This window comes from Streptomyces sp. NPDC059452, from assembly GCF_042750035.1.
Taxonomy (GTDB): domain Bacteria; phylum Actinomycetota; class Actinomycetes; order Streptomycetales; family Streptomycetaceae; genus Streptomyces.
The window spans coordinates 317,546-340,474 of the sequence record NZ_JBHYVE010000003.1 but is presented as its reverse complement, the minus strand read 5'-3'; the positions used below and the strand labels follow the sequence as shown (position 1 = coordinate 340,474).

Annotated in this window: 20 protein-coding genes and 2 pseudogenes; 14 read left to right on the top strand and 8 right to left on the bottom strand. The window is 71.5% G+C overall.

Annotated elements, in window-relative coordinates; all coding sequences use genetic code 11:
• Nucleotides 1-40: 40 nt before the first annotated feature.
• On the bottom strand, nt 41-1,741 hold the full coding sequence (locus ACFW9Z_RS06865; RefSeq protein ID WP_384635434.1) for an alpha/beta hydrolase: 1,701 nt from the start codon (nt 1,739-1,741) through the stop codon (nt 41-43).
• Nucleotides 1,742-1,980: 239 nt separating this feature from the next.
• Between ACFW9Z_RS06865 and ACFW9Z_RS06860 the strand changes: the two genes are divergently transcribed.
• Both ACFW9Z_RS06860 and ACFW9Z_RS06855 read left to right on the top strand, forming a co-directional pair.
• Nucleotides 1,981-4,296: an MMPL family transporter gene (locus tag ACFW9Z_RS06860; RefSeq protein ID WP_384635431.1), complete on the top strand. Its 2,316-nt coding sequence runs from the start codon at nt 1,981-1,983 to the stop codon at nt 4,294-4,296.
• Nucleotides 4,297-4,305: 9 nt separating this feature from the next.
• A complete protein-coding gene (locus tag ACFW9Z_RS06855) occupies nt 4,306-5,412 on the top strand; it encodes an acyltransferase family protein (RefSeq protein ID WP_384635428.1) in 1,107 nt (368 codons plus the stop codon).
• 132 nt (nt 5,413-5,544) lie between these two features.
• Here the strand turns inward: ACFW9Z_RS06855 and ACFW9Z_RS06850 are convergent, their stop codons facing one another.
• From ACFW9Z_RS06850 to ACFW9Z_RS06835, 4 genes are all read right to left on the bottom strand, one after another.
• The gene (locus tag ACFW9Z_RS06850; protein WP_384635426.1) at nt 5,545-5,883 is read right to left on the bottom strand and encodes an SCO5918 family protein; all 339 of its coding nucleotides are present in this window, start codon (nt 5,881-5,883) and stop codon (nt 5,545-5,547) included.
• 87 nt (nt 5,884-5,970) lie between these two features.
• Nucleotides 5,971-7,539 (bottom strand): DEAD/DEAH box helicase, encoded by a 1,569-nt coding sequence (locus tag ACFW9Z_RS06845; protein WP_384635423.1) that lies wholly within the window; start codon nt 7,537-7,539, stop codon nt 5,971-5,973.
• 245 nt (nt 7,540-7,784) lie between these two features.
• Nucleotides 7,785-7,988, bottom strand: a complete 204-nt coding sequence (locus ACFW9Z_RS06840; RefSeq protein WP_015609674.1) for a cold-shock protein — start codon at nt 7,986-7,988, stop codon at nt 7,785-7,787.
• A gap of 409 nt (nt 7,989-8,397) precedes the next feature.
• Nucleotides 8,398-8,724 (bottom strand): MerR family transcriptional regulator, encoded by a 327-nt coding sequence (locus ACFW9Z_RS06835; RefSeq protein ID WP_384635420.1) that lies wholly within the window; start codon nt 8,722-8,724, stop codon nt 8,398-8,400.
• 450 nt (nt 8,725-9,174) lie between these two features.
• On the opposite strand from ACFW9Z_RS06835, the gene ACFW9Z_RS06830 reads away from it, so the two are divergent.
• The 4 genes from ACFW9Z_RS06830 (at nt 9,175) to ACFW9Z_RS06815 (ending at nt 12,410) form a co-directional block, all read left to right on the top strand.
• Nucleotides 9,175-9,813 carry a hypothetical protein gene (locus ACFW9Z_RS06830; protein ID WP_384635417.1) on the top strand — a complete coding sequence of 213 codons (639 nt, stop codon included), beginning with the start codon at nt 9,175-9,177 and terminating at the stop codon, nt 9,811-9,813.
• 10 nt (nt 9,814-9,823) lie between these two features.
• Nucleotides 9,824-10,414, top strand: coding sequence for a toxin (locus ACFW9Z_RS06825; protein ID WP_384635414.1), 591 nt, complete (start codon nt 9,824-9,826; stop codon nt 10,412-10,414).
• A 101-nt stretch (nt 10,415-10,515) separates the two neighbouring features.
• A complete protein-coding gene (locus tag ACFW9Z_RS06820) occupies nt 10,516-11,802 on the top strand; it encodes an MAB_1171c family putative transporter (protein WP_384635411.1) in 1,287 nt (428 codons plus the stop codon).
• On the top strand, nt 11,799-12,410 hold the full coding sequence (locus ACFW9Z_RS06815) for a hypothetical protein (RefSeq protein WP_384635408.1): 612 nt from the start codon (nt 11,799-11,801) through the stop codon (nt 12,408-12,410). The genes ACFW9Z_RS06820 and ACFW9Z_RS06815 overlap by 4 nt, the downstream gene beginning before the upstream one ends.
• A 120-nt stretch (nt 12,411-12,530) precedes the next feature.
• On the opposite strand, the gene ACFW9Z_RS06810 is transcribed toward ACFW9Z_RS06815, so the two are convergent.
• Complete coding sequence (locus tag ACFW9Z_RS06810) at nt 12,531-14,057, bottom strand: ParB/Srx family N-terminal domain-containing protein (RefSeq protein ID WP_384635405.1); 1,527 nt, start codon at nt 14,055-14,057, stop codon at nt 12,531-12,533.
• A gap of 232 nt (nt 14,058-14,289) precedes the next feature.
• Between ACFW9Z_RS06810 and ACFW9Z_RS06805 the strand changes: the two genes are divergently transcribed.
• Together ACFW9Z_RS06805 and ACFW9Z_RS06800 are read left to right on the top strand one after the other, a co-directional pair.
• Nucleotides 14,290-14,538, top strand: coding sequence for a hypothetical protein (locus tag ACFW9Z_RS06805; RefSeq protein WP_384635402.1), 249 nt, complete (start codon nt 14,290-14,292; stop codon nt 14,536-14,538).
• Between the two features lie 82 nt (nt 14,539-14,620).
• Complete coding sequence (locus ACFW9Z_RS06800; protein WP_384635399.1) at nt 14,621-15,499, top strand: GNAT family N-acetyltransferase; 879 nt, start codon at nt 14,621-14,623, stop codon at nt 15,497-15,499.
• Nucleotides 15,500-15,623: 124 nt separating this feature from the next.
• On the opposite strand, the pseudogene ACFW9Z_RS06795 reads toward ACFW9Z_RS06800, so the two are convergent.
• Both ACFW9Z_RS06795 and ACFW9Z_RS06790 read right to left on the bottom strand, forming a co-directional pair.
• Nucleotides 15,624-17,322, bottom strand: a pseudogene (locus tag ACFW9Z_RS06795) (SpoIIE family protein phosphatase).
• 160 nt (nt 17,323-17,482) lie between these two features.
• On the bottom strand, nt 17,483-18,229 hold the full coding sequence (locus ACFW9Z_RS06790) for an alpha/beta fold hydrolase (protein ID WP_384635396.1): 747 nt from the start codon (nt 18,227-18,229) through the stop codon (nt 17,483-17,485).
• A 201-nt stretch (nt 18,230-18,430) separates the two neighbouring features.
• Between ACFW9Z_RS06790 and ACFW9Z_RS06785 the strand changes: the two genes are divergently transcribed.
• From ACFW9Z_RS06785 to ACFW9Z_RS06760, 6 genes and pseudogenes are all read left to right on the top strand, one after another.
• Complete coding sequence (locus tag ACFW9Z_RS06785; protein WP_384635393.1) at nt 18,431-18,916, top strand: peroxiredoxin; 486 nt, start codon at nt 18,431-18,433, stop codon at nt 18,914-18,916.
• A 105-nt stretch (nt 18,917-19,021) separates the two neighbouring features.
• Nucleotides 19,022-19,519, top strand: coding sequence for an NfeD family protein (locus ACFW9Z_RS06780; RefSeq protein ID WP_384635390.1), 498 nt, complete (start codon nt 19,022-19,024; stop codon nt 19,517-19,519).
• Nucleotides 19,520-19,666: 147 nt separating this feature from the next.
• Complete coding sequence (locus tag ACFW9Z_RS06775; RefSeq protein WP_384635387.1) at nt 19,667-21,115, top strand: flotillin family protein; 1,449 nt, start codon at nt 19,667-19,669, stop codon at nt 21,113-21,115.
• A gap of 120 nt (nt 21,116-21,235) precedes the next feature.
• Nucleotides 21,236-21,370 (top strand): annotated as a pseudogene (locus tag ACFW9Z_RS06770) (DinB family protein); the annotation flags it as partial.
• A 468-nt stretch (nt 21,371-21,838) separates the two neighbouring features.
• Nucleotides 21,839-22,273, top strand: a complete 435-nt coding sequence (locus tag ACFW9Z_RS06765; protein WP_384635385.1) for a pentapeptide repeat-containing protein — start codon at nt 21,839-21,841, stop codon at nt 22,271-22,273.
• 184 nt (nt 22,274-22,457) lie between these two features.
• Nucleotides 22,458-22,853: a winged helix-turn-helix transcriptional regulator gene (locus ACFW9Z_RS06760; RefSeq protein ID WP_384635382.1), complete on the top strand. Its 396-nt coding sequence runs from the start codon at nt 22,458-22,460 to the stop codon at nt 22,851-22,853.
• The last annotated feature ends 76 nt before the right edge of the window (nt 22,854-22,929 follow it).

The window sequence follows — 22,929 nt, the reverse complement described above, 5'->3', positions numbered from 1 at the left end:
GCCGATATGACACTCCATCACCTCCATCCGTAACGCCAGATCAGTTCGGGCAGTGCCTGTCCCGGGCGGGGCGCGCCCCGGTCACCAGGAAGTCGCTGACCACCCGGTCCCCGCAGGCGTTGCCGTTGCCCAGATACACCCCGTGCCCGCCCTGCTCGACGGTGACCATCCGGGCCCGCCCGCCCAGCGCCTTACGCATCTTCAGAGCCCCCGCCAGCGGGGTGGAGGGGTCGCGCAGGCTCTGGATCATCAGGACGTTCGACGGGCCCTCGTCGGTTATCCGGGTGGGCCGGGGCTCCTCTTCGTACTTCCAGAAGGCGCACGGCGTGATGTTCACGGGCATCCCGGCCGTCAGCGGATACCGCGCCCGGTCGGCGGCGACCCGGTCGGCGTACCCGGAGGCAGGCCCCGGCCAGCGCACGTCGTTGCAGACCGCCGCGACCGTCATCGACGCGTCCTCGTCCGGCAGCGGACCGGCCAGCTCCGGCGGCAGCACCGGTCGGCCCCCCGGGTCCTGAGCCTCCTTCACCAGCCGGGCCAGCGGGGTAAAGGCCGCATCGCTGTACAGGGCGTTCTGGAGCACCTGCCGCAGCAGATTCCCGGAGAGCGGAACCCCCGGCACGTCCGACGGTCTCGGGGTGCGGTCCAACTCCCTTGCCAGCGCCAGGAACAGCGGCTGTACGTCACCGGGGCGACGGGCCAGCCGCAGCCCCTCGGCCTCCCGGGCCGGGTCCGCCGCCCAGGCCGCGAAGTCGGGGAAGCGCTCGGCGGCGCCCGGCGCCATGTTGGCCAGCCAGCCGTACGCCACCCGGCCCGGGTCCGGGTCGCCGGTGCTGTCCAGGACCAGCCGGTCGATCCGGTCCGGGTGGAGCTGCGCGTACACCGCGCCGACGTAACTCCCGTACGAGGAGCCCCAGACCGACACTTTCCGCTCCCCCAGCGCGCCGCGCAGCCGGTCGAGGTCGCGGACCTCGTTCCGGGTGGTGAAGGACCGCAGCACCGGGCCCCCGTTGCGGGCGCAGAGCTCGGCCGTGCGGCGGGAGCGCTCGGCGTTGGCCGCGATCGAGCCGTCCGACGCGGGCCAGGACCGCAGCGTCATCAGGTGCCGGTCGGCCGCCGGAATGCCACAGCTCGCCCGGGTGGAGGCGCCGACCCCGCGCGGATCCAGACTGACCAGGTCGTAGGCCCCCCGGGTCGCCGCCCGCAGCGCCTCGCCCTTCTGCGCCAGGCGCTGCACCCCGGAGGAGCCGGGCCCGCCGGGAACCACGAACAGCGTGCCCCGACGGGCGTCCGGCCGGTCGGTGCGCAACCGGGTGACGGCCACCTCGACCGTACGGCCGCCGAGGTCTCCGTAGTCCAGCGGAACCTGCATCCGGGCGCACTCCTGCCCGGCGAGGGCCGGTATCCCACCGGACGACGGCCCACAAGGACCCCAGACGAGCGGGGGCACGGCACGCCCCGCCGGTCTGCCGTACGCGACAGGCGACACGGACGGCACGGACGGCACGGACGGCACAGACACCTCAGGCGTCACGGACAGCACAGACGTCACAGGCGTCACAGCGGAGGACGACACGCCTGGCAGCGTCACGTCAGAAGCCGTCACGTCAGAAGGCATCACAGGCGTCACCGCAGCCGTCAGCGTGGCGGCCGCAGCGGCGGCGGAGAGGGTGAACAGGAGCGCCTTACGGGTCCAATGCGTCATGTGACCAGCCTGGTCGACCCGCCCACCGCCGCCCATCCGGAAGGCCGGTGAACTCCAGGTGGGGCCACCCCCCGGCCGGACCCCCGGACCGCCCCCGTCACCCGTTCTCCCGCGCCGGAGTGCCGGGTGGCGGAAGGGGCCGTTGAATGCGAATCCCCGACGCCTCGGCCGGAGGCTCCTCCGCGAGCGAGGCGGAACAGGACCGAGCGGGACGGAAAAGGACCGAGCGGGACGGAACAAGACCGAGCGCGGGCCGGATCAGGACAGGGAGCCGTATGCCGTCGTCACAGGCCCGCACGGACCGGGAGGCCGTCGGCGCGCGCCGCCCCCGGGGAGCGCTGCGCCGCACCGGCGAGTGGTGCGCCCGGCACTTCCTCACCGTCCTCGTGCTGTGGGTGGCCGCGCTCGCCGGGCTCCAGGTCCTCCAGCACGCGTACGGCGGCGACTACTCCGACGACTTCTCGCTCCCCGGCACCCAGTCGCAGGACGGCCTCGACGTCCTGAAGGCCCACGCCCCCTCGGCGGGCGGCTACAGCGCCCAAGTGGTGCTGCACGACGCCGACAAGCCGCTCACCTCGGTCTCCGACCAGGTCGCCACGGCCGTGGCCGACCTGGAGAAGCTGCCCGACGTGCTCTCCGCACAGAACCCGCTGCCGCCCTCCGGTTCCACCCCGCCCCCGCCGCCCGACCCCAACACCGGACCGCTCTCCACCGACCAGAAGACCGCCTACATCACCGTCCGCTTCAGCGTGCAGCCCGCCACCCTGGGCGCCTCCTACCTCGACGGGGTCGACGCGGCGGTCCAGCCACTGCGCTCGGCCGGGGTGGACGTGGAGTACGGCGGGCCGCTCGGCGAGCTCGCCCGGCCCGAGCCGAGCGACCGCACCAGCGAGGCGATCGGCTTCGGGGTGGCGGTCGTGGTCCTGCTGATCGGCTTCGGCAGCCTGCTGGCCGCCGTCCTGCCGCTGGTCACCGCCCTGATCTGCGCCCTGTGCGGGCTCGCGCTGCTCGGCCTCCTGGCCGCCGCCGCGACCTTCGCGACCGTCTCCCCCACGCTCGCCACGATGATCGGCATCGGCGTCGGCATCGACTACGCCCTCTTCCTGGTCACCCGGCACCGGCAGAACCTGACCGACGGCCAGGACCCCGTCGCCGCCGCCGGGAACGCCGCCGCCACCAGCGGACACGCGGTGCTGCTCTCCGGCTGCACGGTGATCATCGCCCTGTCGGGGCTGTGGGTCTCCGGCATCGGGTTCATCGGCAAGCTCGGCCTGGCCGCCGCGGTCACCGTCGTCACGGCGGTGCTCGGCGCCCTCACCCTCGTACCGGCGATCCTCGGTCTCATCGGCCGCCGCATCGACCGGGTGCATGTACGGAAACCGGTGGCCGAGACCGTAACCGAACAGGACGGGACAGCGCCCGGCGGCTGGCACCGGTACGCGCAGCGCGTCGAGCGGCGGCCCTGGTGGTTCCTGGCCGGCGGGGTGGTGGTGCTGGCCGTCCTGTCCTTCCCCCTCTTCTTCATCCAGCTCGGCCACATCGGTGACGGCGCCGACCCGAAGTCCTTCACCGACCGGCGCGCCTTCGACCTGATGTCGGACGCCTTCGGCCCCGGCTCCAACGGCCCGCTGACCCTCGTGATCGACCAGAGCAAGGTGCCCTCCGGGGACCGTTCCGCCCTGGCCGACCAGGCCCAGAAGGCGCTGACGAACGTCCCCGACGCGGCCGTGATCACCCCGCTCACCGCCACCTCGGACGGTGACGTGCTGACCGGCACCGCCTACTCGGCGGCCGCCCCGCAGGACGAGCGGACCACCTCCCTGGTCGACCGGCTCGTCGACGACGTCCTCCCGCAGGCCGTCTCCGGCACCGACGCGAGCACGTACGTCACCGGCACCACCGCCGCCCAGGTCGACTTCCTGGACATCGTCTCCAGCCGGCTCCCACTGATCATCGCGGTCGTCGTGGCCCTGGCCTTCCTGGTGATCCTGACCGTCTTCCGGGGGCTGCTCGTCGCGGTGAAGGCCGCCGTGCTCAACGTCCTGTCGATCGCCGCCTCGTACGGGGTCGTCGTGGCCGTCTTCCAGTGGGGCTGGGGCGGCCCGGCGCTGGGGGTGTCGGGAAAGGTGCCGATCGAGAGCTATGTCCCGATGATGATGTTCGCCATCGTCTTCGGGCTGAGCATGGACTACGAGATCTTCCTGCTCTCCCGCATCCACGAGGCCTGGCTGCGCACGGGCGACGCGCGGGCGAGCGTGGCGCACGCGCTGGAGATCACGGCCCGGGTCATCACCTGCGCGGCGCTGATCATGGTGAGCGTCTTCGCCGCGTTCGTGATCAGCGACAACATCGTGGTGAAGATGCTGGGGCTGGGCCTTGCCGCCAGCGTGCTCATCGACGCCACCGTCGTACGGCTGCTGCTGGTCCCGGCGGTGATGACCCTGCTGGGCCGGTCCGCCTGGTGGATTCCGGGCCCGCTGGACCGGATCCTGCCGCACCTGGACGCGGAGGGAGGCGCGCGGGAGCCCGGAAAGCCCCCGGCGGACGTGACGAGGGACACAGCGAGCGGAGGGAACGCCTCCGCGCTCTAGGGTGTCAGGATGCCTTCCCCCCTCACCTCGGAACAGCCGCGCCCCACCACCGCTGCTGACACCACCACCGCCACTGCCAGTGCCACCGCCGTCACTGCCACCACCGCCGACGGCCGGGACCACTTCTTCGACAACGCGAAGTACCTGGCGATCGTGCTGGTGGCGATCGGGCACGCGTGGGAGCCGCTGCCCGAAGGACGGCTGGTGGAGGCCGCGTACACGCTGATCTACACCTTCCACATGCCGGTGTTCATCCTGATCGCGGGCTATCTCTCCCGTAACTTCGAGCTGCGGCCGGACCGGGTGTGGAAGCTGGTCACCAGCCTGCTGGTGCCCTACATCGTCTTCGAGGTCCTCTACACGCTCTTCCAGCGCGCCATGCGCGACCCGGACTACTCGCTGTCCCTGCTCTCGCCCTACTGGCTGCTGTGGTTCCTGCCCGCCCTCTTCTTCTGGCGGCTCTCCACCCCGGTCTGGCAGGCGGTCCGCGCCCCGGTGCTGGTCTCCCTCGCCATCGCCGCCGTGGCGACCGTGTCACCGGCCGCCGACGGGTCCCTCCCGGTCCAGCGCATCCTTCAGTTCCTGCCGTTCTACGTACTGGGCCTGCGGCTGGGCCCGCAGCACTTCGCGCTGATCCGGCGTACGTGGGTACGCGTCGTCTCCGTACCGGTCTTCGCGCTCGGGCTGCTGGTCGCGTACTGGCTGGTGCCCCGGACGTCCACCTCGTGGTTCTTCCGCAAGAACAGCGCCCAGGAGATGGACACCCCCGAGTGGACCGGCCCGACGGCGACGCTCCTGCTCTTCGTGGCCGCGGTGGTGCTCGGCGCGTGCTTCCTGGCCTGGGTGCCCAAGGGGCGTACGTGGATGACCGCGCTGGGGACCTGCACGCTGTACGGGTACCTGCTGCACGGCTTCGTCATCCGGGGCCTGCGCTACGACGGCTTCTACGACCGGCCGTTCTTCAACACGACGATGGGCACGGTCGCCGTCACCGTGGGCGCGGCGATCATGGTGACCCTGCTGTGCACCCCGCCCGTACGCCGCCTGCTGCGGCCGCTGCTGGAGCCCCGTATGGCGTGGGCCAAGCAGCGGACCGCACCCTCGTCGCGGTCCTGAAGGTACGGAGGCACGGAGGTACGGAGTCGCGGTCGCGGTCGCGGTCCTGAACGCATGAACAGGCCCTCCGGGCGGACCCCACCGTGAGGTGGCCGGTCCGGCCCGGAGGGCCTGTGACGTGGTGCGGGTGGCTCAGATGGAGCCGGGGCCCGGGGCCTGGGCCGTCGGCGTCCCGAGGAGGGCGGACGCCGTCTCCAGCGGGGTGCGGGCGGCGGCGACGGCCGGGGCGGTGGCCGTCTCGGCGGTACGGCAGGTGAAGCCGAGCTTGGAGAGCGCGCGGACGACCTCGGCGGAGGAGAAGTCACGCCGGTCCTGCCGCGTGATGACTTCGCCGACCTGCTTGACCGGGTAGACACGGCGGCTGATGACCACCGCGTCACCGGTGACGGGCTCGGGCTTGATGCCCTTCATCGAGTCCTCCACCTCGTTCTTGAACAGATCGAAGGGGAAACGGGCGATGACACAGCGCATGGGTCCTCAACAAGGGGTCGAGTGGCTCGGGGGCCGCACGGCGGAGCCGTACGGGGAGGGCGGCGGCGGACCGCCGCCCTGGGCCGGCTACGCGGCGCGGTTGGACCGGCGCATCGCGGCGGCGGCACGCGCCTCCGGCGTCGGGACACCGGGGCGGCCGCGCCGGGCCGGGGCCCCGCCGCCGCGCTTGGTGCCGCGCCCCATGAACACGCCGCCACTGCCGCGGCCGGAGCGCTCCTTGGGCGGGGCGGTGATGACCACCGGGACGCCCGAGGGCGCCTGCGCGCCGGTGATCCGGCTCAGCTCGGCCTCGCCGGAGCGGACCTGGGCGATCTGCGGGGTGATTCCGGCGTCCGCCATCAGCCGGGTCATCTCGCGGCGCTGGTTGGGCAGGACGAGCGTGACGACGCTGCCGGACTCCCCGGCACGCGCCGTACGGCCGCCGCGGTGCAGGTAGTCCTTGTGGTCGCTGGGCGGGTCCACGTTGACGACGAGGTCCAGGTTGTCGACGTGGATGCCGCGGGCCGCGACGTTCGTGGCGACGAGGACCGTGACGTGCCCGGTCTTGAACCGCTCCAAGGTGCGGGTGCGCTGCGGCTGGGACTTGCCGCCGTGCAGAGCGGCCGCCCGGACCCCGCTGTGGAGCAGGTGGTCGGTGAGCTTGTCCACGGCGTGCTTGGTGTCCAGGAACATGATCACGCGCCCGTCGCGGGCGGCGATCTCCGTGGTGGTGGCGTACTTGTCGGCGCCCTGGACGTAGAGCACGTGGTGCTCCATCGTCGTGACGGCACCGGCGGCCGGGTCGACGGAGTGGACGACCGGGTCGTTCAGATAGCGCTTGACGAGCAGGTCGACGTTGCGGTCGAGCGTCGCCGAGAAGAGCATCCGCTGGCCCTCCGGGTTCACCTGGTCGAGCAGCTCGGTGACCTGCGGCATGAAGCCCATGTCGGCCATCTGGTCGGCCTCGTCGAGCACGGTGATGGTGACCCGGTCCAGTCGGCAGTCGCCGCGCTCGATGAGGTCCTTGAGCCGGCCCGGGGTGGCGACGACGACTTCGGCGCCGCCGCGCAGCGCACCGGCCTGCCGGCCGATGGACATGCCGCCCACGACGGTGGCCAGGCGCAGCTTCAGCGAGCGGGCGTACGGGGTGAGCGCGTCGGTCACCTGCTGGGCCAGCTCACGCGTCGGTACGAGCACCAGGGCGAGCGGGCGCTTGGCGTCGGCGCGGCGGCCCGCGGTCCGGGCCAGCACCGCCAGGCCGAAGGCGAGGGTCTTGCCCGAGCCCGTCCGGCCGCGGCCGAGGACGTCACGGCCGGCCAGCGAGTTCGGCAGGGTGGCCGCCTGGATCGGGAACGGGACGGTCATGCCCTCGGCGACGAGCGCCGCCTTGAGCGTGGCGGGCATCTCCAGCTCGCCGAAGGTCTCGGCGGCGGGGAGGGCCGGGGTGATGGTCACCGGCAGGGCGAACTCGCCCTTCAGCGCGGAGCTGCGGCGGCTGGAGCCACCGGACCGCTTGGGCCCGCCACCGAACCCGGCGGCACGGCGTTCGCCGCCACCGGAGTACCTCGGCGCGCCGCCGGAGCGGGCGCCGGAGGGGCCGCCGGAGCGGCTGCGGGCAAATCGGTCGTTCGAGCGGGGTGTGCGTTCGCGGTTCATGCAGAACCTTTCCTCGATGGGGCACGTATCGAGGGATTCTTTTTCGGGAAGCGGCCGTGAACGGCACCCAGAATCGCAAGAACGAGCCGATGAAATGACAAAAGAGAACGAAGCCCGGCCGCCGGGAATCAGTGCACCGGACGCGGCTTCGGCAGGGGCCCGCTCGGCGGGCCCCGGAAACAGCAACGAGCTGGGGCCCGCACCCCAAGGTGCGGGCCCCAGCTGCGCAGTACTACCTGAGCGGATCAGGCGGGGGTGATGTTCTCGGCCTGCGGGCCCTTCTGGCCCTGCGTGACGTCAAAGTTCACCTTCTGGCCCTCCTGCAGCTCACGGAAGCCGGAGGCGGCGATGTTCGAGTAGTGGGCGAAGACGTCAGCGCCGCCGCCGTCCTGCTCGATGAAGCCGAAGCCCTTTTCCGCGTTGAACCACTTCACGGTGCCAGTAGCCATGTCATATCTCCTTAGGGGAGGGGCAGTGCCCGCGGGCCCACACTGTGCGGACCCCACGTCGCCGCGATGATTACCCCGTCCGGAAGAACACCGGAAATACAAAAGCGCATCTGCCGACATACGACCGGCTGATGCACTTGAAGTTTTTGGGAACCACAACTGCAACTGAGATCAACAGTAGCACGGCAGCGCCCGGAGAGGCCGAACGAAATATCACTCGGCATGGCGGAACAAAACGGCGGGACAACGACAGGACAAGAGCAGGACAAGGAACGGACAAGGAGTGGACAAGGGGGCGGGAAAAAGCCTCACCGCCCATTGCGTGAAATTCTGTGCTGACGAATGAAGATATCTTCCCGGCCACCGGGAGGGCCGGGAGGCGTGACGGCCGGGCCGGGGCCCGCACCCGTCAGCGGTCCGCGCCGCCCCGCAGCTCCTCGTTGAGGCGGAGCGCCTCTTCGAGCTGGTCCTCCAGGATGACGATGCGGCAGGCGGCCTCGACGGGCGTGCCGGAGTCGACCAGCTCGCGGGCGCGGGCGGCGATGCGCAACTGGTAGCGGGAGTAGCGGCGGTGACCGCCCTCGGACCGCAACGGCGTGATCAGCCGGGCCTCACCGATCGCCCGCAGGAAACCCGGCGTCGCCCCGATCATCTCGGCGGCCCGCCCCATCGTGTAGGCGGGGTAGTCGTCGTCGTCGAGCCGATCGATGGCGTGCGAGGGGGTCTCCGGGGGCATCTGCACCTCTTCTGTCACCGGCATGACCGAGGGCCCGGGCGGTGTACGCCTGCGGGGTGCCCCTCTGCCGCGTACCGCTGTTTTCACCTGACTGCACAAGAAACCCTAATCGCCCGGGAAGGTCATGTCTATCGCGACCGGAGCAGGTTTGGGCCACCGGTGGCGGGGCGGCGGACGGGGCCCCCGAGAGGACTGACCGACTGGTCAGTTGTCTCGGGGCGGACCGCGGGGCCATAATGCACGCGTAGCCCTTCACGCATCCCCCGTCGTGAAGGGCTACACCCCTGTCCGGAACCGGTTCCGGTCCAGTTCCAGACCAGTTCCAGACCGGTTCCAGACCGGTTCCAGACAGCCGCTGAACCGCTCGAACAGGTGAAGACCTCACGGGCAAGGGACTCCCCTCGTGGTCCCCTGCCCGTGTTTTTTCGAGTTAACAGTGACGTAGAGTGTTTGCGCAAGCTCAGTTCCGACTCCGAGGTGAGCGTGGAGGCCCGGATGGCCATGGTCGACGGTGACGAACCCGGTACGGAACGGAACGAACCGCCCGAGCCCGCCGAGCCTGCCGGACCGCCCGAGCCCGCCGAGCCGACCGAGCCTGCCGCGCCCGTCGGCCCTCCTCCGCTGAACTCGCTGCGGCAAAAAGTCGAGTACATGGTCGAGAAGACCTTCCCCGGCCAGAAGATCTCGGGCCGGGTCTTCGCGGAGCTGGTGCGGGAGCGCGGCGGCTCGCTCTCGCACAGCTACTTCTCCAACATCCTCGCGGGCAAGGTCACCCAGCCGTCGGAGGAGATCCTCAAGGCCCTCGGGCTGGGGTTCGGCGTGGACTGGCGCTTCTTCAAGGACGAGTCCGAGGTCGTGGACGACGTCGTGGCGGGGCTCCAGTTCCTGGCCAAGCGGCGGACCGGGGAGATCAGCGGGGTGGCGGGCCGGGGGCTGGACGAGGACGGGCTCCCGCCGGAGCTGTTGCAGTTCGCGCTCTCGCTGCTGGAGGACGCGGCACGGGACAGCGCACCCGGCGGCCCCTCCCAGCACGAGGAGAACGCGGCCGGTAACGGCGTGACTCACCGCCCGGCCGGTCCGGCAGCGTAGCGTCGGTGTCATGTCCCTGCGGAAGCTGCGCAAAGAGTGCGAGGCACAGCTCGCCGACCTGCCCATCCCGGCCCCCTTCTCGCTGACCGGCCTGGTCGCCAACATGGAGGCAGCGCGCGGCCGCACCATCCGGCTGCACGAGATGCCGGAGCGGCTCGCCCGCGTCAACGCCGCCTGCGGACTGCGCCTGAAGGCGGGCTCCACCAGCCTCGTCCTCTACCGCCGCAGGCCGACCGCGTACCAGACCGAACACGTCATCCTGCACGAGCTGTGCCACGAGTGGTTCGACCACGGGATGACGCTCGACGCGGAGCAACTGCGCACACTGCTCCCGGTCTTCGACACCTCGCTGATCGCCCGGATGATCTCCCCCGAGGCCGCCGAGTCCTTCGCCTCCGGCGGCTCCACCGTGCAGGCCCGCGCGCAGTACGCCACTCACGACGAACGCATGGCCGAATTCGGTGCCTCGCTGATCCCCCGAATGGCGCGGGACCTGACCACCGATGACATGGTGGGGCGGCTGACCGACTCCCTGTCCCGCCCGGTGGCCCACCGCCGACGCGGGCTGTTCCCCCGGAGACGTGCTTCCGGCGACGCGTGAACCGTCACATGACCTGACACGTGCCATCACCTCACAACCCCCACAACCCCCACAGCCCCCACCGCGCCCCCGCCCCCCGACACCCGAGGACGAAGACCGCTGTGACCCCCCTCGATCTCGCCGGTTACCTGATAGCCGGCCTGATGACAGCCGTTGCCCTGTGGCGTATGCCCGCTGCCCTGTGGGGCGACGAGGAGGACCGCAGACGGCGGGCGCTGTGGGGCTGTTACGCCGGATTCGCGATCGCCCTGTGGACGAAGACCGAGGCGGTACGCACCGGGCTCAACAACAGCGCCATCACCGACCTCGCCGTCCTCATCAAGCACTACACCGCGACGGTGGCGATTCTGGCCATCCTCAGCTACATCGTCGCCATCTACGGCAGCTACCCCGAAGCGGGCGCCGTCCCCCGCCACGTACGGTTCGCCCGGCTCGTCCAGCAGGTCGCGGCGAAGGCCTCGGTGGCCACGCTGATCCTGCTGACCGTCCTCTTCTTCACCGTGGTCGACCGCTCCGAGCCCTCGGACCGCTTCGTCTCCGACCACGCGGGCGAGTGGGGCGCCACGCTCTACATGAGCGTCTTCTACCTCTACCTCGGCGCCGCCTCCGCCGTCTGCGCCTTCCAGTGGGCACTGGCCACCGCCGACGCGCGGCGGCGCCATCTGCGCATCGGGCTCGGCATGATGACGTTCGCGATGTTCATCGGCGTCGGCTACACCGTCAGCCGGACCCTGTTCCTCTGGGTCAGCGTGGTGGACGAGCCGAGCGAGACGTTCGCCCTCCGCTTCGACCAGGTGACCGAGGCGGCGCAACTGGTCCTCTTCGCGTTCTTCGCCCTCGGCGCGTCCGTCCCCGCCCTCAGCACCGGCGCACGCCGGATCAGGCTCTGGCGGGCCCAGATCCGGCTGCACGCCCTCTGGTACGAGCTGATGGCGTCCTTCCCCGACCAGCCCTTCGACCCGCCCGCCTCCCTGGCCCGGGAGCTGACCCGGTTCAACGCCCCGGCCGACCTGCGCGTGGACCGCTGGGCCGCCGACATCGCGGACGCGGTGGAGAAGCTGCGCCACTACGTCCCCGACGAGCTGGTCCCCGCCGCCGAAGAGGCCGCCGCCGCCCGGCACACCGCCGATGCCCAGCGGGCCGCCGCGCTGGGCGACGCGTACTGGATCAGGGCCGCCCTGCTGGCCAAGGAGTCCGGCGCCACCGCCGGGCCCGCCGCCCGGGTGTCCGCCCAGCAGGCCGCCGACCAGGACGGCGAGGTCGCCCGGCTGGAGCGGGTCGCCGCCGCGTACCGGACGGTCACCGAGGAGCACGCCCGCAAGGTGCTCACGGCGGCGACCACACCCCGTACGACGGACACGGCAGCGACGACGGAGAAGACCTCGTGAGCACCACCACCAACAGCACGCCCCCCGGAGCCACCGCCCGCACCTCCCTCGCGCGGACCGTCACCGACGTACTCCAGCCCCGCAACGCCCTGCTGGCCGGAATGCTCGGCATCGGGCTCGCCGCCGCGGGCGACTGGACCGGGCTGCTCTGGGGGTTCCTCGGGGCGCTCTGCGCCGGGCTGATCCCGGCGGGGTACATCGAGTGGGAGCGCGGGCGCGGCACCTGGGGCGACCGCCATGTCGTGGACCGTACGAAGCGGGCCCCGATCTTCTTCGTCATCCTCGGCTCGATCGGGGCCGGTTCGGTGGTGATGGTCCTCGGGAACGCGCCGGCCGGCATCCTCGTCGCGATGCTCGCGCTCTGGGTGATGACGATCGGACTGCTGGCCGTCAACACGGTGTGGAAGATCTCGGTGGACTCGGCGGTGGCCTCGGCGGTGGTGGCGCTGCTCGCCGTCGTGCACTCCCCGTGGTGGCTGGCCGCGTACGCCCTGTCCGTGGCGGTCTGCTGGTCACGGGTGGCCCTCGGCTACCACACGGTCGCCCAGACCGTGGCGGGCGCGGCGCTGGGAGCGGCGACGACAGTGGCGTACGCATTCGGGGGCTGACGAGGCGTTACGGGTACGGAACCGGGGGCCGGGGGCGGGGTCTGACGAGGCGTTACGGGTACGGGTACGGGCGCCCCGCTCCCGTACCCGTAACTCCTCACCCCCTCTGAACGCGCGGGCTCACACCCCCGCGCACTGCCCCGTGCGCGGACCGCGGACCTCGTTCGTCCTGCCCGTGTTGTCCGGGGCCGGGGAGTTGGCCGAGCACACCAGCGGGCCGGTGATCGTGTTGGCCGCGAGCTGGACGCCTCCGGTGTTGCCGGTGAGGACGACCGCCCCGGTGACCGAGTTGGCGGTGCAGCCCGGGCCGCCCGCCCGGACGGGTCCGGCCGTACGGCTGACGGCCACCGGCCCCGTAAGGCTCGAACCGCATACGTGGACCGCCGCCGCGCCGTCCGCCTGGAGCGGGCCGTCCAGCGTGGAGCCGGTGACCACGAGGGCCGCGCCCGCGCGGACGGTGACCGGGCCGCGCAGGGCGGCGCGGTCGACGCAGGTGACGCCACGGGTGACGGTCAGCGGACCGTTCCGTACGCCGGTGATCTGCGCCGTGCACGCGGGGGCGCGCACCACCCGGGACTTGTAGTCGAGGGATTCGGCGAGCTTGCCCGGCTTCGGGTCCGTCAGCGACTTGCTGAGCTTGGCGAACTCCCCGCCCGTCTCCTTCTTTCCGCCGTTCCACTCCGCGATCCGGCCCAGTTGGGCGGCGGTCTTCCCGTCGTCGACGACCGCGTCGGCGTCGAGCGCGGCCATCGACTTCGAAGCGCTCTTGACCAGGTCGAGGTACGGGCCGGGGGAGGTCAGGTCGTACGCGTTCGTGTCGTGCTTCCCGCGCAGCCAGGAGCCCCAGGAGAACTCCAGGAACTCCGTCGCCCCGTCCGGGACCTCGTAGCCGATGTCCCGGGTGAAGTAGACGAGGCTGCGGTACGGGTCGTCGCGGAAGTGCGTGATCCCCAGTCGGCTCGGCAACTGCTCGACGCCCAGCGGCCGGTTGTTCTCGTCGCGCAGCCAGACCTTCTTCTCTTCGGTCATGCGCTGCCAGAAGGAGGCAGTGGAGAGGGAGCTGAAGTTGTCGGTGACGCGGAGCCGGATCGGCAGCCGGGCGGAGCCGTCGGGGCCCTCCAGGAAGGAGGTCAGCGTGTGGTGGCCGTCGGTGAGGTACAGCTTCCCGCCCGGTCCGACCACGGCCGTCTTCATCGGGGCGAGCGACTCCTCGGTCTCCTGGCCGATCGGTACGGTGCAGGAGAAGCTCGCCGGGTCGTCCAGCCGGGCGCCGGGCCCCACGGAGGCCGCCTCACCCTGGCCGTTGGTCTCGCACCAGTCGTCGAAGCGCTTGTTGAAGCCGCCCGCCGCCTCGTCCCGGTCGCTGTTGTAGCGGCCCTGCTTGTAGAAGACCTGGTCGAAGCCGAGCACGGCCTGGGTCGGGTGGAGTTCGCCCAGGGTGACGTCGATCAGATCGCCCGGCCGCGCGCAGGTGTACGGCAGCGGCCCGCTCCCGGCGCACGCCCCGGCGCCTGCCGGACCCGCGCCACCCGCTCCGGCGGCGGTCGCCGTGCCCGTACCCGCGCCGACGACGACCGTGCCCGCCGCCAGCACACCGGCCAGGAGCCGGGCCCCGCGCCGCGTCAGGCCGGTACTCGATCTGTTCATGGACGTCCTCTCCGTACACGCGATTCCGTACAGACGGTTCCGTACACGCGCTCTCCCGGGGGGACGGTCGCAAGGCGCGGCGACGCCCGTACGGACGTGGCGTGAACGGGCGATGACGCTGTCATGCCACGGCGGGACCGCCCGTTTGCGGGCGTGGCGGACACCCGGTTACGTGGAGGGGGCGACCACGACCTGTCGCGTGTCCCCCCGCCCGCACCTGGAGGTACCTCCGATGGCGAAGAAGAACCGGTCCGCGCCCGCCAAGGGGCTGCGCGGCAGCAAGGCGGGACTCGCGCTGAGCCTGGGCAGCAGCCTGCTCGCCGTCATCCGGGCGTCCAAGCAGGTGCGCCGGGCCAGGAACAGGCACGACAAACTGAGCACCGCCGACGCGGTGGCGGGGATGCTGCCGCTGATCACCTCGGCCGCCCTGATCCTGCGGCAGTTGCGCGGCCGGCGGCGGGAGACCCCGGAGACGGCGTGAGGAGCGGCGATCACCCCGGCGATCACCCCGATGGCGTAACCGCTGACCGGTGAACGGCCCCGGCCCTGGGTACGACTGTGCCGTGCCGAACCCTGACAAGTACTCCGAGAGCTCCGGGAACTTCGAGATCGGCGCGGCCAGCGCCGAGGACATCGTGACGCTGGGCGCATGGGCCCACGAGGAGGGCTGGAACCCCGGCCTCACCGACGGCGGGGTCTTCTTCCCGACCGACCCCGGCGGCTTCCTGATCGGCCGCCTCGACGGCGTACCGGTCACCTCCGTCTCCGTCGTGCGCTACGGCCCCGACCACGGCTTCCTGGGCTTCTACCTGACCCGCCCCCATCTGCGCGGCCAGGGCTACGGGCTGCGCACCTGGCAGGCCGGGACCGCCCGGCTCGCGGGCCGCAACGTCGGGCTGGACGGGGTCCCCGCCCAGCAGGACAACTACCGCCGCTCCGGCTTCCGTACCTGCTGGAGCAACGCCCGCTACGAGGGCACCCCGCCGCCGGACATCGCACCGCCCCCGGGCACCGCCCTCGTCGACGCCCGTTCCGTACCGTTCGCTCAACTCGCCACGTACGACCGGCGGTTCTTCCCCGCGCCCCGGGACGGCTTCCTGGCGGCCTGGATCACGGCCCCGCAGCGCACCGCGCTGGCGGCGGTACGCGACGGGGAGCTGCACGGGCTCGCGGTGGTACGGAAGTGCCGCGCCGCCTCCCGTATCGGACCGCTGTACGCCGCGTCCCCGCAGGTGGCGGCGGCGCTGGTGAGCGCGCTCGCGGCGACGGAACCGGACGTTCCGGTGGCGATCGACGTCCCCGACCTCAACCCGGCGGCCGTCCGGCTCGCCGGTGAGCTGGGCCTGACCCCGTCGTTCGACACAGCCCGGATGTACACGGGCCCGCAGCCGGTGATCGACCGGAGCGGGTACTACGGCGTCACGAGCCTGGAGCTGGGCTGAGAACCCGAGGGCCTACGTGCCCGGGCTGGAGCCCGGGAGCCTGCGTGCTCGGGCTGAACCCGGGGACCTGCGTACCCGGGCTGAAACCCGAGAGCCTGCGTGCCCGGGCTGAGAACCCGGGAGCCTACGCGGAACCGCCGAGCCTCCGCAGCGTCGGCGGTTCCTCCCTGATCCGGGAGGCCAGCACCGCGATGTCGTCCTCCGCGTCCCCGCCGAACCGGTCCAGCACCCGGTCGAGCAGCTCCTCCAGGCTCCCGCCGGGCGGCAGGGTCAGCGAGGCCAGCCGCGCCACGGACACGTCGATGTCCTCGCCCCTGCGCTCCACCAGACCGTCGGTGTACATGAACAGCACGGTCCCCGGCCCGCACGGCACGGAGGCGGTCCGGTAGCCGCCGAAGCCGGTGCCCAGCGGCGGCCCGGACTCCACCGGGACGATATGGGCCCGCGAGGCGCCCGGGTCGATGAAGACCGGCGGCAGATGGCCCGCGCTGGCCACCTCGCACACCCCGCCGAACCGGTCCACGACAGCCAGCAGGCAGGTCGCCGCCCGGTCCATGCCCGACCGCTCCACCATGGTGTCGAGCTGCCCCAGGATCTGGTGCGGCGGCAGGTCGTCGGCGGCCAGCAGCCGCAGCAGCGAGCGGTAGTGGCTCATCGCCACGGCCGCCTCCACCCCGTGGCCCATCACATCGCCCATCGCCTTGAGGTGGCGGCCGTCCCGGAGCGGTACGACGTCGAACCAGTCGCCGCCCACCAGGACGCCCCGGTCGGCGGGGAGGTAGCGGGTGGCGATCTCCACGTGCGGGTGGGGGCCGCGGGGCTCGGAGAGCAGGGAGCCCTGGAGCTCGCGGGCGATGCTGTGCTCGTGGTCGTAGCGGCGGGCGTGGTCGAGGTCGACGGCGGCCCGCCCGGCGAGCTCCCGGGCCACGACGACGTCCTGGTCGGTGAAGGCGGGCGAGCCCTCGGCCCGGAGGAGGCTGAGCGCGCCGAGCAGGCGGCCCCGGGCGTTCAGCGGGACGGCGAGCGCCTCGCGCAGCCCGAGGGCCCGGGAGGCGGTGATGCCGCTCGGTGGAGGCGGGGCGGCCGGGCCGGTGGTCCTGCCAGTCGTCGAGGACCGGCTCGTTCTCGGCCAGGCAGCGGGTGACGGCGGAGTCCGCCGCGAAGTCGACGTACTCCCCCGGGTGTCCGAACCGCTGCACCTGCTCGTCGAGCGGCCCCTCGCCCCGCAGCGCGGCCCGCCGCAGCCGCAGGACACCGGGCTCGGCACGGCGTACGGGGTGGCCCACCTCGGGCGGGAAGCCGTCGACGGCCGCCACGTCGGCGAAGGCGGGCACGACGAACTCGGCGAGCTCCCGGCAGGTGGTGTCCATGTCCAGCGTGGTGCCGATCCGGACGGCGGCCGTGGAGAGCAGGGTCACATGGCCGCGGGCCTCTTCGAGCTCCGCCCGCTGCCGGGCGATGTCGCTGATCTCGACGACGATCACCATCAGCCCGCACACGTCCCCGCCCGCCTCCAGCCGGTGGTAGGTGGCGCGCCAGAACCGGGGGTCGTCGGAGCCGACGGCCCAGGTCCGGCCGCTGATGGTCTGCTCGCGGGGTTCGCCGTCGCGCAGGACCCCGCGCAGGACGGCGGCCTGACCGCGGAGTTCGGGCAGCACCTCGGAGAAGGTGTGGCCGATGTGGGACCCGGCGGGGAGGCCGTTGAGCCGTTCGAGGGCGGGGTTGACGTAGGTGTAGCGGAGGTTCGCGTCGAGTACGGCCACTCCGGCGGGGTTGCCGTCGAGCAGGGCGGCCACGGTCGGGGGGTCGAAGGACGACGGCATACCGTCGCCGCACACTTCGGCCTGCAAGGGGTTCTCCTCCGCCGTCGTCGGCCTCCGGATCTCCATCCTGGGCGGCCGCACCCGGGGCCGCATCCGCAGCGCGGCCGGGTGCGTACGGCTTGGAGGCCCCCGTTCGGAAGGCTCCCGCGTCAGGAGCTCGTCACGGGCTGGGCAGAAGTCCGGCGCCCCGGTCGGCGCGCAGCCGGTCGAGGTCGAGGGTGCCCTCGGTGGCCTCGGCGGTCGGCGGCAGGCCGAGGGCGGCGGTGACCGGGCCCGGCAGGGTGCCGGTACCCAGCAACCCGGTGACCAGGGCCGTCGTGAGGTGGTGCCAGGCCGGGGCGCGGCGGATCATCGCGTGGTCGCCGCCCCGGACGGTGACCATGCAGGTACGGGCACCGGCCCGGCGGGCCCGTGCGGTGAGGGACTGGGTGGCCTGGGGGCTGGTGATCCGGTCCCGGCTGCTGTGTACGAGGACGACGTCACGCCCGGCGAGCTGGGTCACCGGGTCGCCCGGCGGGCACCAGGGGGCGAGGCCGACGACTCCGCGTACGAGGGGGTGCCCGGCGGCGCGCAGGGCGGCGCGGGCGCCCATGGAGTGGCCGAGGAGGACCACCGGCAGGCCGTCGTCACCCGTCTCCTCGCCGAGGGCGTCCAGCGCGGCCAGGGCGTCGCGCAGGGCGTCGGCGCGGGGCCCGTTCCACCCCCGGTGGCCGTACCGCACCTGCCGGACGAGTACCTCCGTACGGTCGTCGTCGCCGGGTACGCGGGTGGCCCGGCGCAGGGCGCGGACGAAGGGGCGCATCCGTACGCCGGGGAGGTTGAGGAGGCCGGGAGGGGGCGGCTCCACCCCGGTCTCGTAGCCCCCGTGCAGGACGAGCACCGCTGCCGAGGGCGGTCGTGGGGCCACGCGTACCTCCAGATCCGGGGGCGGGCCGGTCGACCCGCTCCCTCCGTATTCGGTGCGGACCCGGTTCCGGATGGGCCGAACGTGTCAACGGGCGGAAAGTGCCGTTCACTGTACGGGCACGGACGCATACGTAGGCATCACGCACACATAAGAACATCACGCACGCATAAGACCATCGCGCACGCATAAGAAGGAGACGTCATGGCGGCAGGACCCCCCATCGGCAGCCCGGCACCGGACTTCACCCTCCCCGGCGGTGTCCTGAACGGGGACACCTTCGAACGCGCCGACCACACGCTCTCCGCCGCCCGGGGCCGTTCCCTGGTGCTGGCGTTCTACCCCGGGGACAACACCAGCGTCTGCACGAAGCAGCTCTGCTCGTACTCCTCGGGCATGGAGACCTTCGAGGGGCTCGACGCGGAGGTCTGGGGAATCAGTCCACAGGGTGTGGACAGCCACGAGTCGTTCGCCCGCACCTACGGGCTCCGGATGCCGCTGCTGGCCGACGAGGGCCGCGAGATCGCCCGGGCGTACGGGGTCACCGCCCCCGGCATCGGCGTACGCCGCGCGGTCTTCCTCATCGGCCCCGACGGCGTCCTACGCTGGAAGCACGTCGCGTTGCTGGGTGCCACCTTCCAGTCACTTTCCACCCTTGCTGATCAGTTGTCCGGCATCAAAACCGCGTAAAGATTGCCGGAACCCGGCAGTGCTGGGAACCGGTCAGGTATGGGATCATCCAGCCAGTTCGACGGAAAATATTCGGGGGAAGTCGAAAAACAGGGGAGTGATCACGTGACCTTCTTTCTCGGTCTCGGCATAGCGGGGATCGTCCTGCTCGCCCTTTCCCTCATCTTCGGCGGCGTCCTCGAAGGGCTGCTCGACGGCTTCTTCGACGGCCTGCTCTCGCTTCCGGTGATCGCTGGCTTCATCTCGATGCTCGGTTTCGGCGGGGCGATCGTCCTCGGCGCCACGAGCGCCGGACCGGTCGTGGCCACCGTCATCGGCGTCGGCGCCGGAGTCGCCGCGGGCTGGCTGACCTGGAAACTCAGCAAGGCCCTGATGCGGGACCAGACCTCCACCACCCCACGCGGCGGCGACCTCGTGGGCACGTCCGGGACGGTCGTGACGGCCATTCCGGCCGACGGCTACGGCGAGGTGCTGCTGCGGCTGGCGGGCCAGCCCGTCAAATACGCGGCCAAGTCACCGGCGCCGGTCGTCCGGGGCACCGAGGTCTGGGTGGAGGCGGAGCTGTCGACGACGTCGGTATCCGTCCGCCCGGTCGAGCGCTGACCACGCAGACCGCGGGCTCCTCCACCACCTGCCACCCGTCCCGACGCACAACCCAGCACCAACCACACACCTCATACCAACCCCACCAGCACCCCGCACCACAACAATCTGCCGTCCCCCACCCGGGAGGCAGGGGGGACACCTCTCATGAGTCCAGTTGTCACCGCCGTCATCGGCATCGTCGTACTCCTCGTCCTGCTCGGCCTGGTCGTCATCACGCGGTACAAGGTCGCCGGGCCCAGCGAGGCCTTCATCATCACCGGCCGCCGCGGCAAGAAGTCGACCGATCCGGTCACCGGCCTCACCAGCATCGACAACAGCGGCCAGAAGGTCGTCGTCGGTGGCGGCGTCTTCGTCGTGCCGTTCGTCCAGCAGAAGTTCACCCTGGACCTCTCCAGCCGGCACATCCCGATCGCCGTCCGGGGCGCGGTCACCCTGCGCGGTGTGAAGTCCAACCTCGAAGGCGTCGCGATCGTCAAGGTCGGGGGCAGTGAGGACGCGATCCGGGCCGCCGCCCAGCGCTTCCTCCAGCAGCAGGACGGCATCGTCGGCTTCACCCAGGAAGTGCTCTCCGGAGCGCTCCGCGCGATCGTCGGCCGCATGTCGGTCGAGGACATCATCCGCGACCGGGCCGCGTTCGCCGGGCAGGTCGCGGAGGAGGCCGAGACCAGCCTCTCCGGCCAGGGCCTGATCCTGGACGCCTTCCAGATCCAGGACATCACCACCGAGGGCTCCTACCTGGAGGACCTCGGCCGTCCGGAGGCCGCCCGCGCCAAGCAGGAGGCGGACATCGCCGAGGCGATCGCCAAGCGCGCCTCGGAGCAGGCCCGGCTGAAGGCGGCCGAGGAGATCGCCATCGCCGAGCGGACGTACTACCTGAAGCAGGCCGAGATCAAGGCCGAGACCGAGGCCGCTGCCGCCAAGGCCAACGCCGCCGGTCCGCTCGCCGAGGCCGCGCGCCAGCAGGAAGTCCTCCAGGAGCAGGAGAAGGTCGCCGAGCGCCAGGCCGCGCTGACCGACCGCGAGCTGGACACCAAGGTCCGCAAGCCCGCCGACGCCGCCCGCTACCAGGCCGAGCAGGAGGCGGAGGCCCGCCGCATCGCCCAGGTCAAGGAGGCCGAGGCGGACGCGGAGCGCTCGCGCCTGACCGGTCAGGGTGAGAAGCTCCACCGTTCGGCGCTGGCCGACGCGGTGCGCATCGAGGGTGAGGCCGAGGCCGCGTCGATCGCCGCCAAGGGTGCGGCGGAGGCGGAGGCCATGCAGAAGAAGGCCGACGCGTTCGCTCAGTACGGTGACGCGGCCGTCCTCCAGATGCTGGTCGAGGTCCTCCCGGACGTCGTCGCGAAGGCGTCCGAGCCGCTGAGCGCCATCGACAAGATGACGGTCATCTCGACGGACGGCGCGAGCCAGCTGGCCCGTACGGTCACCGACAACGTCGCCCAGGGTGTGGAGCTGCTCAGCTCCACGACGGGCGTCGACGTCGCCGCCCTGCTGGAGAACCTCAAGAACCGCACGGGCGGCCCGGCGACCGAGGGCGCGGAGAAGGCCGACTCCTCCGCGCCGAAGAAGGACGACAAGATCGAGATCACGGACTGACGCGCTCCCGCTTCAGCTCCCTGCCTGTGAGCTCACCTGTCCGTGAGCTCCCCTGCCTGTGAGCTCCCCTGCCCGTGAGCTCCCTGCCTGTGCCCGGCGACAAGCTGTACGTCGCCGGGCACAGGCGCGTTCCCGTGGCAGAACGGCCCTCAGTACACCGTCGCCCACATGATCGCCTGGGTGAACGCCGAACTCACGAAGAACGCTGCGGAAATCGGCCAACTCCGGCTACAGCGAGCCACCGCCCGGACGTAACGTTTTGAGCACCGCGGCCCCGGAAGCCAGCCCCGGTGCTACTGGCTCGGCCCAGCGGCCCCTGTCAGCGGCCTGCTGACAATCGGGCACTACGGGCGCTACGGGCGGCACTGCTACCGGTAGTTGACCACCGACCCGAGCCTCCGGCTCACCGACGGCCGGAAAACGCCCACCCGGAACCGCACCAGCCAACGCAGATGACGCACAACATCGTGCGAGACCCTCAGTTAGGTGCTGCGACCCCTAAGGGGGCTGCCCCATGCACGCATGACGTATACGCACACACAGAACGTAATGACATGATCACGGCACAGCAGGCGAGAGGGAGTTCGCGCCTAAACCGGCCCGAGACAGCCTCAAGTCCCCTTCCAGGGGCACGCGATCGCCCCAGACAGGGGCCGTCTGTTGAACTATCAAATTGTCGAAATCTCGATGTCGACCATCACCCCGGCTGAGACGCTGGTCAGCATGACCACGCCACTGACCGCCCGCCAACGCCTTTCGGAGCTCCACCGCTACGCGGCCGTAAGCGGCGAGGACTTCACCCACCAGAACCTCGCCTCGACCCGCACGAACCAACTGCGCTTCGCGCGCTGCTCGTTCGCGGGCGCGGATCTCCGCTACGCAACGCTGGAAGGCTGCTGGTTCAAGTTCTGCGACTTCACCGGCGCAGACCTCCGCGGAGCCTCCCTGCGCGGCGCGGTCCTGGCAGGCTGCGACCTCCGCGACGCCGATCTACGCGACACCGACCTGACGGACGTACGCCTCAGCAGCGTCAACACGGGAATCCCCCGCCTGGGCCCGACCGACGTGACAGGCGCCCGCTTCGAGGGAGCGTCACTGCGCAACATCCACGCAGAGGACGTCATCGGCTGGCCGCCGGGTCCCATGCGGAGCGAGTAGCCTTCTGAGCTTCACGCGCGTCACCGGGCACGGATGCCGCACCCCCTCAAGGGGTGATGCCGGTGATGACGACGTGAGGACCGGCATGGTGACGATCCATCAGTGGATCACGTTGCCTGCGAACCCTCCAGGGCCACCCTTGGCTTACTTCTCGTAAGGGCATATCCCGCAGTACGCTCCCGGCATGGACGCAGCAGCCGCGGTCGAGCCCGGCCCCACCCCGCCGATGAGTGACGCCTTCACGGCCGACTGCCCGGCCCGTACCGTGCTGAACCACGTGAGCAGCCGGTGGGGCGTGCTGATTCTGGCCGCGTTGCAGGACGGGCCGATGCGCTTCTACGTGCTCCGGGACCGGATCGGCGGCATCAGCGAGAAGATGCTGTCGCAGAACCTGCGCGTCTTCGTACGGGACGGGCTCATCGCCCGGGAGGTCGAGCCCACCGTGCCGCCCCAGGTGACGTACGCGCTCACCCCTCTGGGGCGCGAGCTCTCCGCCACGCTCAACGGCCTGGTGGAGTGGATCACCCACCGGATCGGCGACATCGTCGCCGCGCGCGAGCACCACGACGACCACGCCTGAGAGAACCGAATCCCGCCGGGAACCAGCCTCCCCGACCCGCCCCACCTGCGGGCTCACCTCGCCACCCTGGGCTTAC

What these genes read in the sequence shown, in the direction of transcription:
- ACFW9Z_RS06865 (WP_384635434.1), bottom strand. Translation starts at nt 1,741, where the DNA reads ATGGGCGGCGGTGGGCGGGTCGACCAGGCTGGTCACATGACGCATTGG.
- ACFW9Z_RS06860 (WP_384635431.1), top strand. Translation starts at nt 1,981, where the DNA reads ATGCCGTCGTCACAGGCCCGCACGGACCGGGAGGCCGTCGGCGCGCGC.
- ACFW9Z_RS06855 (WP_384635428.1), top strand. Translation starts at nt 4,306, where the DNA reads ATGCCTTCCCCCCTCACCTCGGAACAGCCGCGCCCCACCACCGCTGCT.
- ACFW9Z_RS06850 (WP_384635426.1), bottom strand. Translation starts at nt 5,883, where the DNA reads ATGCGCTGTGTCATCGCCCGTTTCCCCTTCGATCTGTTCAAGAACGAG.
- ACFW9Z_RS06845 (WP_384635423.1), bottom strand. Translation starts at nt 7,539, where the DNA reads ATGAACCGCGAACGCACACCCCGCTCGAACGACCGATTTGCCCGCAGC.
- ACFW9Z_RS06840 (WP_015609674.1), bottom strand. Translation starts at nt 7,988, where the DNA reads ATGGCTACTGGCACCGTGAAGTGGTTCAACGCGGAAAAGGGCTTCGGC.
- ACFW9Z_RS06835 (WP_384635420.1), bottom strand. Translation starts at nt 8,724, where the DNA reads ATGCCCCCGGAGACCCCCTCGCACGCCATCGATCGGCTCGACGACGAC.
- ACFW9Z_RS06825 (WP_384635414.1), top strand. Translation starts at nt 9,824, where the DNA reads ATGTCCCTGCGGAAGCTGCGCAAAGAGTGCGAGGCACAGCTCGCCGAC.
- ACFW9Z_RS06810 (WP_384635405.1), bottom strand. Translation starts at nt 14,057, where the DNA reads ATGAACAGATCGAGTACCGGCCTGACGCGGCGCGGGGCCCGGCTCCTG.
- ACFW9Z_RS06805 (WP_384635402.1), top strand. Translation starts at nt 14,290, where the DNA reads ATGGCGAAGAAGAACCGGTCCGCGCCCGCCAAGGGGCTGCGCGGCAGC.
- ACFW9Z_RS06785 (WP_384635393.1), top strand. Translation starts at nt 18,431, where the DNA reads ATGGCGGCAGGACCCCCCATCGGCAGCCCGGCACCGGACTTCACCCTC.
- ACFW9Z_RS06775 (WP_384635387.1), top strand. Translation starts at nt 19,667, where the DNA reads ATGAGTCCAGTTGTCACCGCCGTCATCGGCATCGTCGTACTCCTCGTC.
- ACFW9Z_RS06765 (WP_384635385.1), top strand. Translation starts at nt 21,839, where the DNA reads ATGACCACGCCACTGACCGCCCGCCAACGCCTTTCGGAGCTCCACCGC.
- ACFW9Z_RS06760 (WP_384635382.1), top strand. Translation starts at nt 22,458, where the DNA reads ATGGACGCAGCAGCCGCGGTCGAGCCCGGCCCCACCCCGCCGATGAGT.